The 13,693-nt window shown below is 32.5% G+C and carries 12 protein-coding genes and 2 pseudogenes; 8 read left to right on the top strand and 6 right to left on the bottom strand.

The features are described 5' to 3' along the window. Positions 1-8: 8 nt before the first annotated feature. Positions 9-617: a superoxide dismutase gene (locus AC0L4B_RS03220; protein ID WP_028607178.1), complete on the top strand. Its 609-nt coding sequence runs from the start codon at positions 9-11 to the stop codon at positions 615-617. 261 nt (positions 618-878) lie between these two features. Here the strand turns inward: AC0L4B_RS03220 and AC0L4B_RS03215 are convergent, their stop codons facing one another. The 4 genes and pseudogenes from AC0L4B_RS03215 to purN form a co-directional block, all read right to left on the bottom strand. Further along, positions 879-2,777 carry an amidophosphoribosyltransferase gene (locus AC0L4B_RS03215; protein WP_473438520.1) on the bottom strand — a complete coding sequence of 633 codons (1,899 nt, stop codon included), beginning with the start codon at positions 2,775-2,777 and terminating at the stop codon, positions 879-881. A gap of 76 nt (positions 2,778-2,853) precedes the next feature. Further along, the gene (locus AC0L4B_RS03210; protein WP_028288983.1) at positions 2,854-3,777 is read right to left on the bottom strand and encodes a PfkB family carbohydrate kinase; all 924 of its coding nucleotides are present in this window, start codon (positions 3,775-3,777) and stop codon (positions 2,854-2,856) included. 67 nt (positions 3,778-3,844) lie between these two features. Beyond that, positions 3,845-4,477: pseudogene (locus tag AC0L4B_RS03205) on the bottom strand (ribonuclease H1 domain-containing protein); the annotation flags it as partial. Between the two features lie 35 nt (positions 4,478-4,512). Next, positions 4,513-5,079: a phosphoribosylglycinamide formyltransferase gene (gene purN, locus AC0L4B_RS03200; protein WP_473438519.1), complete on the bottom strand. Its 567-nt coding sequence runs from the start codon at positions 5,077-5,079 to the stop codon at positions 4,513-4,515. A gap of 181 nt (positions 5,080-5,260) precedes the next feature. Between purN and AC0L4B_RS03195 the strand changes: the two genes are divergently transcribed. The 6 genes and pseudogenes from AC0L4B_RS03195 (at position 5,261) to AC0L4B_RS03170 (ending at position 10,028) form a co-directional block, all read left to right on the top strand. After that, a complete protein-coding gene (locus AC0L4B_RS03195) occupies positions 5,261-5,494 on the top strand; it encodes an acyl carrier protein (protein ID WP_013869581.1) in 234 nt (77 codons plus the stop codon). Between the two features lie 11 nt (positions 5,495-5,505). After that, the gene (fabF, locus tag AC0L4B_RS03190; RefSeq protein ID WP_473438518.1) at positions 5,506-6,756 is read left to right on the top strand and encodes a beta-ketoacyl-ACP synthase II; all 1,251 of its coding nucleotides are present in this window, start codon (positions 5,506-5,508) and stop codon (positions 6,754-6,756) included. A gap of 9 nt (positions 6,757-6,765) precedes the next feature. Then, positions 6,766-7,514: pseudogene (gene rnc, locus AC0L4B_RS03185) on the top strand (ribonuclease III). Positions 7,515-7,650: 136 nt separating this feature from the next. Continuing rightward, positions 7,651-8,136 (top strand): IPExxxVDY family protein, encoded by a 486-nt coding sequence (locus tag AC0L4B_RS03180; protein WP_473438517.1) that lies wholly within the window; start codon positions 7,651-7,653, stop codon positions 8,134-8,136. Beyond that, a complete protein-coding gene (gene pyk, locus AC0L4B_RS03175) occupies positions 8,136-9,578 on the top strand; it encodes a pyruvate kinase (protein ID WP_473438516.1) in 1,443 nt (480 codons plus the stop codon). The genes AC0L4B_RS03180 and pyk overlap by 1 nt, the downstream gene beginning before the upstream one ends. 165 nt (positions 9,579-9,743) lie before the next feature. After that, entirely contained in the window at positions 9,744-10,028 is a 285-nt protein-coding gene (locus AC0L4B_RS03170) for a hypothetical protein (RefSeq protein WP_473438515.1), read from the top strand. On the opposite strand, the gene dinB is transcribed toward AC0L4B_RS03170, so the two are convergent. Further along, complete coding sequence (gene dinB / locus AC0L4B_RS03165) at positions 10,025-11,128, bottom strand: DNA polymerase IV (RefSeq protein ID WP_473438514.1); 1,104 nt, start codon at positions 11,126-11,128, stop codon at positions 10,025-10,027. The genes AC0L4B_RS03170 and dinB overlap by 4 nt on opposite strands. Positions 11,129-11,204: 76 nt before the next feature. Between dinB and AC0L4B_RS03160 the strand changes: the two genes are divergently transcribed. After that, positions 11,205-11,672 carry a CYTH domain-containing protein gene (locus AC0L4B_RS03160; RefSeq protein ID WP_473438513.1) on the top strand — a complete coding sequence of 156 codons (468 nt, stop codon included), beginning with the start codon at positions 11,205-11,207 and terminating at the stop codon, positions 11,670-11,672. Positions 11,673-11,778: 106 nt separating this feature from the next. Here AC0L4B_RS03160 and AC0L4B_RS03155 read toward each other — a convergent pair whose 3' ends face one another. Then, positions 11,779-13,689 (bottom strand): OmpA family protein, encoded by a 1,911-nt coding sequence (locus AC0L4B_RS03155; RefSeq protein WP_473438512.1) that lies wholly within the window; start codon positions 13,687-13,689, stop codon positions 11,779-11,781. Positions 13,690-13,693: the final 4 nt, after the last annotated feature.

The following is a 13,693-nucleotide window of genomic DNA, read 5'->3' as shown; positions in this document are numbered from 1 at the left end:
ATACACTTATGGCTTTTGAATTACCAAAACTAAAATATGCGTATGATGCATTAGAACCAAACATTGATGCACGTACAATGGAAATACATCACTCTAAACACCACAACGGTTATACAACCAAGTTAAATGGTGCAATAGAAGGTACTGATTTAGAAGGAAAATCTATTGAAGATATTCTTGCTAATTTAGATATGAATAATATGGCTGTTAGAAATAATGGAGGAGGTTTTTATAACCACTCATTATTCTGGGAAGTTATGAATCCGGAAGATAAAGGACGTTTATCTGGAGACTTAAAAGATGCTATTGAAGCTGCTTACGGAAGTTTTGATGCTTTTAAAGATGCGTTTAGTAAAGCTGCAGCAACACAATTTGGTTCAGGTTGGGCTTGGTTATGTGTGCATAAAGGAGGTAAGGTTGAAGTGTGTTCTACACCAAACCAAGATAATCCATTAATGCCAGGAGTAAGTTGCGAAGGAACACCAATTTTAGGATTAGATGTTTGGGAACATGCTTATTACTTAAACTACCAAAACAGAAGACCAGATTATATTGAAGCTTTTTTTAATGTAATTAACTGGAACGAAGTAGAAAAACGTTACGCTGAGGCTAAATAATAAGTTTAGTTATCATTATAAAAAAAGCAGGTTCTAAATCTTAGAATCTGCTTTTTTTATGTTTTTATTTAAAATTTAGACAAATAAAAAAGGTGAACATGTGTTCACCTTTTTTGCCCCAAATCTACCATGAACTTAACCTACTTATGTTATGGTATCCTCAAATATAATCACAATATTATTGAATAGTCGCAAATTATGGTTGAAACGTAAATATATTCGGTTAAAGGATTTCATGTATTAAACCCTATTTAATTGCTATTAATAAGCACGTTCTTTGTTGCCTTCATAAAAATTAATAAAAGCTCTGTTAACGACTCTGTTACCTCCTGCTGTTGGATAGTTACCTGTAAAATACCAGTCTCCAGAATGGTCAGGACAGGCTTTATGTAAATTTTCTACTGGTTGAAAAATAATGTCTACTTCAGCATTTACAGATTTGTCTGTTAGTAATTCAGATATTTTAGCCGAAATCTGTTCTGTTGTAAATTGATCGTATATTTCGTTTACAAAGTTTTTGACATCTTTGTCTTCTAAGTTTTCTTGTGCTTTACATTTTTTGTAAACGTCTTCTACTAATTCATATTTATTATTTTCTTTAAGTAAAGCTAATGCAGCATTAAAAGCGACTAATGTTTCTAGATTAGCCATGTCAATACCATAGCAATCAGGAAAACGTATTTGTGGTGCAGAAGACACAATGACAATCTTTTTAGGATGTAATCTGTCTACCATTTTAATGATACTTTTCTTTAAAGTAGTACCACGTACAATACTATCATCAATTATAACAAGATTATCTGTAGGTTTAATAACACCATAAGTTACATCATAAACGTGTGCAACTAAATCGTCACGACTACTGTCTTCTGTTATAAAAGTTCTTAGTTTAACATCTTTAATGGCTATTTTTTCAATTCTTGGACGCTCTTTTAAAATAGAAGTAACACGCTCTGCAGATAATTTACCATTACCATCTAAAATGGCTTGAGTTTTTTTCTGGTTTAAATGCTCTTCAACAGTTTCAATCATACCGTAAAATGAAGTTTCTGCTGTGTTAGGAATGTATGAAAATACAGAATTTTCAGTATCGTTGTTTATAGATTTTAATACTTTTGGCATTAATAAACGACCAAGCATTTTACGTTCTTGATATATTTCGGCATCACTTCCTCTGGAAAAATAGATGCGCTCAAAGCTGCAAGATTTTCTTTCTAAAGGTTCTAGAATTTGTTTGATAGACGTTTGCCCTGATTTTTTTACAATTATAGCTTTACCAGGTTCTAACTCTTTTACGTCTTTAAATTCTACATTAAATACAGTCTGTATTACTGGACGTTCAGAAGCTACAACAACTATTTCGTCATCTTTATAGTAATATGCAGGACGGATTCCTGCTGGATCACGTAATACAAAAGCATCTCCATGACCAATTAAACCAGCCATAGCATATCCACCATCCCAGTTTTTTGCAGCACGTCTTAATATTTTTGCAATTTTTAGACGTTCTGCGATTAATGGTGAGCATTCGTGTTTACCATAGCCTTCTTTTTTAAGTTCTTTATAAATTTTGCTTACAGCATCGTCTAAAAAGTGACCGATTTTTTCCATTATGGTAATGGTATCGGTATATTCTTTTGGATGTTGTCCAAGGTCTACTAAATTTTGAAAAAGCTCTTTAACGTTAGTCATGTTAAAGTTACCAGCCATAATAAGGTTACGATGCATCCAGTTATTTTGTCTTAAAAAAGGATGAACACTTTCTACGCTATTTTTACCAAAAGTACCATAACGTACATGACCTAATAGAAGCTCACCTATATATGGAATATGCTTTTTTTGTAAGTCAACACTATCTTGGTATTCTGGGTGCTCTGCTAATTCTTTATTGATACGCTCGTTAATTTGAGCAAAAATATCTTGTATTGGTTGTTGCTGTATAGATCTAACGCGACTTATATAACGTTCTCCTGGTTTGGTATCCATTTTAATACTAGCAAAACCTGCACCATCTTGACCACGATTGTGCTGCTTTTCCATCATTAAATACATTTTATTGACTCCATAAAATGCACTACCATATTTTTCTTTATAAAATTCTAAAGGTTTAAGTAATCTAATTAGTGCAATTCCGCACTCGTGTTTTAAAGCATCACTCATTGTTGTTGTGTTGTGAGTTGTGTTATTTTAAATAATATACTAAAAAACGCGCTCAAAATTTGAGCGCGTTAGTGACTTATAGTTTTATATCAAACTGTGTTAGTTTCTTAAATTCCTGCAAGCGGTTATTGACTTCTTCCTTTGTCAAATTAACCATGCGCTCTGTTCCAAATTTCTCTACACAGAAGGATGCTAATGTAGATCCATAGATTACTGCGTTTTTCATGTTTTCAAAACTAATATCTCCAGTGCTTGCTAAGTAACCAGCAAAACCACCAGCAAAAGTATCTCCAGCACCTGTTGGATCAAAAACTTCTTCTAACGGTAAGGCAGGAGCGTAAAACATATGGTCATCATGAAATAATAATGCACCATGCTCTCCTTTTTTAATAACCACGTATTTTGGTCCCATTTCATGAATTTTTCTAGCAGCAACAACTAAACTGTATTCTCCAGTTAATTGTCTTGCTTCTTCATCATTAATGGTAATAACATCTACATTTTTGATCACTGCAAGCAAATCGTCTAATGCGATGTCCATCCAGAAATTCATAGTATCTAAAATAGCTAATTTTGGCTTTTTAGTCATTTGGTCCAATACACCTTGTTGTACTAAAGGGTGTAAATTACCTAGCATTACAATCTCTGCATCACGATAATTTTCTGGCACGACAGGATTAAAATGTTCTAAAACATTAAGTTCTGTAGCTAACGTATCACGAGAGTTCATGTCGTTATGGTATTTACCACTCCAAAAGAAAGTTTTACCATCTTTTACAATCTCGATACCTTCAATATCTACATTTCTATCTTTTAAAAGATCTAAATATTCCTGAGGAAAATCTCCTCCAACAACAGATACTGCTGCTTGATCTACATTAAAGTTTGCTGCAGATAACCCAATATAGGTTGCTGCTCCACCAAGAATTTTGTCTGTTTTTCCGAAAGGTGTTTCAATAGCATCAAAAGCTACTGTACCTACAATTACTAATTTGCTCATAAAAGCGTTTTAAATTAAGGCGCAAATATACGCTTTTTATGGAGTATTTTGGTATAGTCTTATGATCTTATTTTCTCCCAAAATCTGCAGGTATTTCTCCCCAGGCTTTTGTCTCCCATTTAACAATGGTTGTTTTGTAGTCGTTTGCTTTTAACCATTTAACAGCACGATCTACCAAATCATATACAGGTTTGTTTTTAGCATTACGTTGTAGTTTACTATTGCATGTTTTTTTGCGTACCCAACTCATAGCAGTTCTAGAGTCTGTATATATAATACGATCGCTATCATGTTTTTTTAAAAAACTTAATCCATGTACAAGAGCTAAAAATTCTCCAATATTATTGGTGCCTTGTGCAAAGGGTCCTTGTATAAATAATTGTTTTTTAGATTTTGTGTCTACACCACGATATTCCATGATTCCAGGATTTCCTGATGATGCTGCATCTACAGCAATGGAGTTGTAGTTGGGTTGACCTATTTTTTTTAGTTGCTCAGCGCTAAGTTGGCTTTTGAAACTTTCTTTTTTCCCAATGTAGTCAAAGTAGTTTCCTTTTAATGCTTCTTTGGCTGCAGCAAATGTAGCAAAGGATTTATATTGCGCACCAGGATAATCTTTGATTTGAGCTTTGCAATCGTTCCAGGTTTCAAAAACACCTTTATGGTGTCCTTGCCAAACCGTATAGTATTTTTTCTTTTTTTACCCATTGTAATATTTCCGCTTAAGCGAAAATCTTATTTGTTTAATAGTTGGTTAACTACCTCAGGAAAATGTTTCATCTCCAATTCATGAATCTTTCCAGCCACATCTTGAGCTGTATCTGATGCTAAAACCTTACATTTTGCTTGAAAAATAATAGCACCTTCATCATAATGTTCATTAACATAATGAATAGTTATGCCTGTTTCGGTTTCTTTATTTTTAACAATAGCATCGTGTACGTGCATACCATACATGCCTTTTCCTCCAAATTTTGGCAATAAAGCTGGATGTACATTTATGACTTTGTTTGGAAAGTATTTTAAGATGTTTTCTGGAAACTTCCATAAAAAACCAGCTAATACAATTAAATCAGGTTGGGCAGATTTTAGAAGGTTTAAAACATCATCTGTTGCTGTAAAGGCTATTTTGTTAAACGATAATGCGCTAACTTTTAGTTTTTTACACCTATCTAATACTTTGGCATGAGGATTGTTAGTTAATACCTGAATAACAGACGCATTGTCTCTATTTTGGAAAAACCTTATTAAATTTTCAGCATTACTTCCGCTTCCGGACGCAAAAATTACTACACGTTTCATTTTCTAGTTTCAATGTTAAAATCTTCAAACAAAAAAAGCAATAATTATTAACAATTACGGGCTAAAACAGAAATTCTTCAATTTAAATATTTAAATTAGTAGCACATTTTTTAAGTAAACGTGTGTTTTAAATTAAAGTTTTTTATTTTTGCCACTTAATTAAAACTAAAAAATTAAAATTATGTCAGACATTGCATCAAGAGTAAAAGCGATCATCGTAGACAAATTAGGTGTTGATGAAAACGAAGTTGTAACAGAAGCTAGCTTCACAAACGACTTAGGAGCAGATTCATTAGACACTGTAGAATTAATCATGGAATTTGAAAAAGAATTCGATATCCAGATTCCAGATGACCAAGCAGAGAACATTGCGACAGTAGGTCAAGCTGTATCTTATATTGAAGCTGCAAAATAAGCACAATATTTATGGAACTTAAGCGAGTAGTAGTTACAGGGTTAGGAGCGTTAACGCCAATTGGAAATACTAAGGACGAGTATTGGTCTGGTCTTATTAGTGGTAAAAGTGGTGCTGCACCTATAACATATTTTGATTCTGAAAAATTCAAAACAAAATTTGCTTGCGAGTTAAAAAACTTCGTGGCTACAGATTTTCTAGATAGAAAAGAAGCCCGAAAAATGGATAGGTTTACACAGTACGCAATGGTCGCATCAGATGAGGCTATTGCGGACTCAAACCTTGATTTGAATACCGTTAACAAACTTAGAGTTGGCGTTATTTGGGGAGCTGGAATTGGTGGTTTAGAAACTTTTCAAAATGAAGTTTTAAATTTTGCTGCTGGTGATGGTACTCCTAGATTTAATCCTTTTTTCATCCCAAAGATGATAGCAGATATTGCTCCAGGAAACATTTCTATAAAAAATGGTTTCATGGGTCCTAATTATACAACTGTATCTGCATGTGCCTCTTCGGCTAACGCAATGATTGATGCTTTAAACTATATACGTTTAGGACATTGTGATGTTATTGTAACTGGAGGTAGTGAAGCTGCAGTAACTATTGCAGGAATGGGAGGATTTAATGCTATGCACGCTTTATCAACTAGAAATGAAAGTCCAGAAACTGCATCAAGACCTTTTGATGCTACACGTGATGGATTTGTTTTAGGAGAAGGAGCAGGAGCAATTATTCTTGAAGAATATGAGCATGCAAAAGCAAGAGGAGCAAAAATATATGCTGAAGTTTTAGGAGGCGGAATGTCTTCTGATGCTCACCATATGACTGCACCACATCCAGACGGAATTGGTGTTATAGCAGTTATGAAAAATTGCTTAGAAAATGCTGGTTTAAAACCAGAAGATGTTGATCATATTAACACTCACGGTACATCTACGCCTTTAGGTGATGTTGCCGAGTTGAAAGCTATTAAAGAAGTTTTTGGTGATCATGCTAAAACAATTAACATAAACTCTACAAAGTCTATGACTGGTCACTTGTTAGGTGCAGCAGGAGCTATCGAGTCTATTGCAGCTATTCTTGCAATGGAAAACGGTATCGTGCCACCAACAATTAATCATACTACAGTTGACGAGAATATAGACCAAGATTTAAATTTAACACTTAACAAGCCTCAAAAAAGAGACATCAAAGTCGCAATGAGCAATACTTTTGGTTTTGGAGGACATAATGCTTGTGTGTTATTTAAAAAATTAGACTAGTTTTACTGAATGAAAGGCATTCGCAACATATTTAAATCCCAATCAAAAAATGATAAGGGTGAATTTTTTGTGGCTATTTCAGAAATTTTAAAATTTAAACCCAAAACTTTAAACTATTATAAGACTGCCTTTACCCATCGATCGATGAATATAAAGGATGAAAAGGGTCACATTATAAATTACGAAAGACTTGAGTTTTTAGGAGATGCTATGCTAAGTGCAGTCATTGCACACCATTTATACACTGAAGTTCCTGGAGGTGATGAAGGTTATCTAACCAAAATGAGATCTAAAGTTGTTAGTCGTGAGCATTTAAACGAACTTGGTAAAGATTTAAAGCTAATTGATATTGTAAAAAGTAAAATACCAAAAGGTCAATTTGGAGACAACATACATGGTAATTTATTTGAAGCTTTAATTGGTGCTATTTATTTGGATAAAGGTTATGCAAACTGTGAAAAGTTTATTCAGAAACGTGTAATAGATCCTTATGTTGATATAGAAAAATTAGAAGGTAAAGTCATAAGCTACAAAAGTCTGCTTATTGAGTGGTGTCAAAAAGAAAAAAGGTTTTTGATTACAACGTATATGAGGACACAGGTAATGATGACGTTAAGCATTTTTCTGTAAAATTATCTATAGACAAAAAAGTTGTGGCTAAAGCTAGAGCGACTTCAAAAAAGAAAGCAGAAGAGAAAGCATCCAAACGCGCTTTTTTTGCACTTCAATCTCAAATATCAAAAGGCGGTTTCATTTAAGTCTCTTAAATTACATAACTGATAAAATAAAGCGGTTTACTCAAACGTTTTCGTAATAAATTGTTGTTAAGTTTAGGTAAAATTCATAATAATTCATTCTTTTAGTACTATATTTACATTTAATTTAATAATTAAAATGGCTGTTCGAAAACTTTCTTTAGACGAATTTTTAGAAGAAGAGCATTACGCTTTAATTGGTATTCATTGCGTAATAGAAGATTACAGATTGGCTTATTTAATTAATAAATCACTAGACATTAAGCTTAAAAGAAAAACACTAGATGTTACTAATCCAAGTTTAAATACTAATTATGCAATTTTTGAATGGTTTGATGATAAACAGCTAACCACTTATCATTTAGTTGCAAATAACTGTAAAATACAAAACAGCAATTCTGTTGAGCAATCCAATTCATTATTTGGAGAAGATCATTTAGGTAGTACAAATCACTATTTATTGCCAGAATATAAAAAGGTAAATTTTCTTCTTAAAATAGAAACAGAATTTAATAATAAAGAAAAAATTATTTTAAATAATCTTCTTAAGATTCCACAAGTAGTGACAGCTTATAGTATAGATGCTGATACTTTAAAATCTAAAGACAATTTAATATTTAACTAATGCCACACAGAAAAAAGACCAAAATCGTTGCGACTTTAGGGCCAGCAACAAGTAGTAAAGAGGTTTTAAAAGGTATGTTAGACGAAGGTGCTAATGTATTTAGAATCAACTTTTCTCACGCAGATTATAAAGACGTTGAAGAACGTGTAAAAATGATAAGAGAACTAAACGAGGAGTTTGGTTACAATGCATCAATATTAGGAGACCTTCAAGGTCCTAAGCTACGTGTTGGTGTAATGAAAGGTGAAGTTATTGTAAACCCAGGAGACGAAATTATTTTTGCTACTGGAGAACGTTTTGAAGGAACTAAAGAGCGTGTTTACATGACCTACGATAGTTTTCCTCAAGATGCTAAACCAGGTGAACGTATACTTTTAGATGATGGAAAATTAATTTTTGAAGTTGTATCTACAGATAAAAAATCTGAAGTAAAAGCTAAGGTTATTCAAGGTGGACCTTTAAAATCTAAAAAAGGGGTCAATCTTCCAAATACTAATATTTCTCAACCTGCTTTAACAGAAAAGGATGTTGATGATGCAATATTTGCTTGTAAAATTGGTGTAGATTGGATGGCATTATCTTTTGTGCGTCATGCTGAAGATTTAATGCAATTAGAAGAGTTAATTAAAAAGCATAGCGATCATAAAATCCCGATTATAGCAAAAATTGAAAAACCAGAAGCAGTAGAAAATATTGATAAAATTGTGGCTCATTGCGATGGGTTAATGGTAGCTCGTGGAGATTTAGGGGTAGAAATTCCTGCTGAAGAAGTGCCATTAGTACAAAAACAATTAGTTCTACGTGCTAAACGTGCTAGAATACCAGTAATTATAGCAACACAAATGATGGAAACTATGATTACTAGTTTAACTCCAACTAGAGCAGAAGTTAATGATGTAGCTAATAGTGTTATGGATGGTGCAGATGCTGTAATGTTGTCTGGAGAGACTAGTGTAGGTCAGTATCCTGTACAAGTTATCCGTCAAATGTCTAACATAATAAAAAGTGTAGAAAATTCTGACCTAATTCAAGTACCACAATCTCCACCTCACATTCGTACAAAGCGTTATATAACAAAATCTATCTGTTATCACGCAGCACATATGGCTAATGATATTAATGCAAAAGCAATTTCTACGCTAACGAATAGTGGTTATACAGCTTTTCAAATTTCTGCATGGAGACCTAGTACACATATACTTGTGTTTACATCAAATAAGCGCATATTAACGCAATTAAGTTTACTTTGGGGTGTGACTGCTTTTTATTACGATAAGTTTGTTAGTACTGACGAAACAATAGAAGATGTTAATGCAATCGCATGTAAAAAAGGATTTTTAGAAGTAGGAGATATGCTTATTAGTTTAGCAGCTATGCCTATTCAAGAAAAAGGAATGGTAAATACTTTAAGGGTTACAGAAATTGAAAGCTGTAATTTTTAAATTATAAACTCAACAAAATAACAAAGGTCAGCTATATATTGTAGTTGACCTTTTTTTTGTTTTAAATTACTTACAGGTAATGTTAAAATAATGACAATATCAGGTTTTAATTGGGTTGTTTAGTATGGATTTATTAATTTAAAGTACTAAACTAAAACAGTAATCATGAAAAATGTTAATATCCCAACAATTGAAAAAGAACAAATTAAATATCTAACCTTTCCAAAAGAAGAATTATTAGTCTCCAAAAAAGAAAAAGCTGAACGTTGTTTAACTTTAAAAAGAGCTATGGTTTTAGGTAATTTAGAACATCAAAAAGTAAGAATTTTATTTGCAGATAACGAAGGTGTTAAAAGAGTGAATACTACTATTTGGGGAGTTACAGATGAGTATGTAATTTTAAAAACGTCAACAATTATACCTTTAGAGCGTATTTTAGAAGTTGCTTAAAAGCCAAAACGCAACTGTACGCTAATTGCTTTTTTGTTTTCAATAATTTTAGTTTTTTTAGTTGTGTTTAAATTAGATAGAGAAATCCCTAATAATCTTACCGAATTATTCAATTTATCCTGATACAGCAAATCTTTTGCTGTATCTAAAATTATAGCTGCATCTGCCACAAAATAAGGAAGTGTCTTGCTGCGTGTTTGTAATGTAAAATCGCTATATTTTATTTTTAGTGTTATTGTTTTTCCTGCGACTTTACTTTTATTTAAGCGTTTAGCGACCTCGTCTGCAATATGTTTTAATTTTTCAAGCATAAATACTTCTGAAGATAAATTTTCATTAAAAGTACGCTCAGCAGCCAAACTTTTTCTAATTCTATTAGGTTTGACTTCGCTATTGTGGATGCCTCTAACAATGTAGTAGTATGATTTTCCCGATTTTCCAAAATTAGATTCTAAGAATTCTATAGATTTAGATTTTAAATCCAAACCGTTGTATATTCCTTTTTGGTACATTTTTTCAGCTGTGACCTTACCAATACCATAAAATTTTCTGATATCTAAAGCTTCTAAAAACTCCAAAACTTCTTCTGGATTCACTACTTTTTGACCATTTGGCTTATTATAATCACTAGCAATTTTTGCTACAAATTTATTTATGCTAATACCAGCAGATGCAGTAAGACCTACTTCGTTAAAAATTCTGTTTCTTATTTCTTCCGCAAGCATAGAGGCGCTTGGGTGGCCTTTTTTATTTTCGGTTACATCAAGATAAGCTTCGTCTAAAGATAAAGGTTCAACCAAATCAGTATAATCATAAAAGATATTTCTAATTTGATTGGATATGGCTTTATAACGCTCAAAATCCGTTTTAACAAAAATTAAATGAGGACACAATTTTATAGCTAATCTACCAGACATTGCGCTTTTAACCCCAAATTTTCTCGCTTCGTAACTTGCAGCACTAATTACACCTCGTGGTCCACCACCTCCAACTGCAATAGCCTTACCTTTTAAATCAGGATTATCCATTTGTGCAACTGAAGCATAAAATGCATCCATATCCACATGAATAATTTTTCTTATTGGTAAATCGTTTTGCATCTTGTAAATTTAGACATTAAATGTCTTTTTTTGTATTTGAATTTAGAGGAAGATGTTTTTTTAACATAACATAATTATGATTGAAATAGAACGTAAATTTTTAGTTAATTCTGATGCTTTTAAAGCTCAAGCGTTTAAACACACAAGAATTAAACAAGGATTTTTAAATACAGATAAAAAACGTACTGTAAGAGTACGATTAAAAGGTGGTGTTGGTTTTTTAACTATAAAAGGTGTGTCTTCTAAAAACGGATTATCACGATTTGAATGGGAAAAAGAAATCGCTAAAGCGGAAGCTGAGCAGTTGTTGGAATTATGTTTGGAAGAAGTGATTGATAAGGTTAGGTATGAAGTTAAGATTGGGAGGCATATTTTTGAAATAGATGAATTTTTTGGTTCAAATGAAGGTTTAGTTGTTGCAGAAGTAGAATTAAATTCTGAAACAGAGCATTTTATTAAACCTGATTGGTTAGCCAATGAGGTGACTGGTGATATAAAATATTATAACTCACAATTAAGTCAAGTTCCCTTCAGTAAATGGTAACTATCGTTAGATTTAACGTCTAATTTTAGATAATATAAAAATAGCCTTACAATTTGTAAGGCTATTTTTTTTGGTTTTTTGGTTTGGTTGTTAAGCGTGTTGTTTCTTATTGTGGTCCGCCACTAGCAATAATAAACTGACTCCTTCTGTTTAAATCGTGATCTTCTTCTGTACATGGACTACAGTTTATAGCAGGTTCAGTTTCTCCTAAACCAGAAGCCATGATTCTTCCAGAATCAATTCCTTTTGAGATAATATACTGTCTTGTAGTTTGTGCTCGTCTTTGTGACAAGTTTAGGTTGTATTCTGCTGGACCTCTTAGATCTGTGTGTGATGTAGCTTGAATAACCATATCTGGATATTTATTCATCACCTGTACTAAATTATCCAATTCAAAAGCAGCTCGTGCTGTAATGTTTGACTTGTCAAAATCAAAATAGATTGGATTTAATACCACTTCTACTTTTGGTATTACAATCTTTTCAATTGGTTGTAGTTTAACTGTAGTTTCAACTTCTTCTTCGTTTGACCCCTTTATAGCAACTTTATTACTTTCATAACCTTCCATTGTGACTTGAAGTTCTGCGTCTGTTTCGCACTCTATAATGTATTCTACTTTACCTTCTGAATTAGCTGGTTTTGATGCTAAAATATTACCCTGTGCGTCTACTAAACTCGTTAATGCTCCTGGTAATATTTTTCCTGTTTTTTCATCTAGAATAGTACCTGTTATTAACACATCACATAATGGTTGTATTTTTTTAATAGCATAAATATCATCACTTCCTTTTCCGCCTTCACGATTGGAAGATACAAAGCCTTCGCCTGAAACTTCATTCATTCTAAATGCAAAATCATCTCCATTACTATTAACAGGAATTCCTACATTACGGATAGGGCCAATTTTTCCGTCTATTTCTTTAGTGTAAAAGATATCCATTCCTCCTAGACCTAAATGTCCTGTTGAAGAAAAATATAAGGTGTTATTATCACTTATATAAGGGAACATTTCTTGTCCTTCAGTATTTACTTTTTGTCCCATGTTTACTGGTGTGCCAACTTCTCCGTTACTGTCTAATGATGCTTTGTAAATATCAAATTTACCAAAGCCTCCAGGCATATCACTTGCAAAATATATGGTGCTTCCATCTGCGCTAATGGTTGGGTTTTTTATAGAGTAATTAGGACTGTTTATTGATAACGCTTCTACTTGAGAGAAATCATCAGTTTCTTTTTTTGCTTTAAATAAATGTAAAACACTGTATTTGGTATTAGATACATTGTCCTTTTCATAGATGTTTTCAAAAAAACTTTCTCTAGAGAAAAACATTAATTTACCATCTGGTGTAAAGCTTGTAATACCTTCATGGTATTTAGTGTTTATGTCGCTAGGTAATAATGTTTCTCCTTGAAAAGATCCATCTTCAGCGACTGTATATTGGTAGACATCTAAAAATGGTTCTTCATTCCAACCGTATTTTTTTCGACTATCATTTCGTGAAGAAGTAATATATAATTTACCATCTTGAAGCGTACCTCCAAAGTCTGCATTTTTACTATTTAAATCTAAGTTTTGTGCATTAAATTTTTTGCCTTTATCTAATATTTTTGCTAAATAATCAGGGTTAGATTTATACATTATTGCACGATCATCTCCTGGTCGCATAGTTGCAAATTTGTTCATTTGCACATTAGACGCTTCATATTTTCCATTTGCTTTTAGCATTTCAGAGTACTTGTAAAGTATTTCTGGTTCTGAAGCTCCTGCCTCCAATGCTTTTGCATACCATTTTTCTGCATCAATAGTACTGTAAATATTGTAGTTGGATTCGGCTAATTTAGTGTATATATAAGGGTCGCCTTCTCCTTTTTCTACTAGTTTTGTATAGGCTTCTATAGCATCTACAAATTTATATTTAGCAAATAATTTATCGGCTTTTTTGGTGGTATCACTTTGAGCAAACACACAAGTGCTGCTTAATAAGATAGCGCATATAAATAGTTGTATTTTTTTCATTGTC

The sequence above is a fragment of the Olleya sp. NP1-10 genome (assembly GCF_055804415.1).
This window is presented reverse-complemented; position numbering and strand designations above follow the sequence as displayed.

Excerpts from the sequence above, each read along its gene's own strand:
- pyk (WP_473438516.1), top strand. The coding sequence starts at position 8,136 with ATGCCACACAGAAAAAAGACCAAAATCGTTGCGACTTTAGGGCCAGCA.
- fabF (WP_473438518.1), top strand. The coding sequence starts at position 5,506 with ATGGAACTTAAGCGAGTAGTAGTTACAGGGTTAGGAGCGTTAACGCCA.
- AC0L4B_RS03160 (WP_473438513.1), top strand. The coding sequence starts at position 11,205 with ATGATTGAAATAGAACGTAAATTTTTAGTTAATTCTGATGCTTTTAAA.
- AC0L4B_RS03215 (WP_473438520.1), bottom strand. The coding sequence starts at position 2,777 with ATGAGTGATGCTTTAAAACACGAGTGCGGAATTGCACTAATTAGATTA.
- AC0L4B_RS03210 (WP_028288983.1), bottom strand. The coding sequence starts at position 3,777 with ATGAGCAAATTAGTAATTGTAGGTACAGTAGCTTTTGATGCTATTGAA.
- AC0L4B_RS03195 (WP_013869581.1), top strand. The coding sequence starts at position 5,261 with ATGTCAGACATTGCATCAAGAGTAAAAGCGATCATCGTAGACAAATTA.
- dinB (WP_473438514.1), bottom strand. The coding sequence starts at position 11,128 with ATGCAAAACGATTTACCAATAAGAAAAATTATTCATGTGGATATGGAT.
- AC0L4B_RS03220 (WP_028607178.1), top strand. The coding sequence starts at position 9 with ATGGCTTTTGAATTACCAAAACTAAAATATGCGTATGATGCATTAGAA.
- AC0L4B_RS03170 (WP_473438515.1), top strand. The coding sequence starts at position 9,744 with ATGAAAAATGTTAATATCCCAACAATTGAAAAAGAACAAATTAAATAT.
- AC0L4B_RS03155 (WP_473438512.1), bottom strand. The coding sequence starts at position 13,689 with ATGAAAAAAATACAACTATTTATATGCGCTATCTTATTAAGCAGCACT.
- AC0L4B_RS03180 (WP_473438517.1), top strand. The coding sequence starts at position 7,651 with ATGGCTGTTCGAAAACTTTCTTTAGACGAATTTTTAGAAGAAGAGCAT.
- purN (WP_473438519.1), bottom strand. The coding sequence starts at position 5,079 with ATGAAACGTGTAGTAATTTTTGCGTCCGGAAGCGGAAGTAATGCTGAA.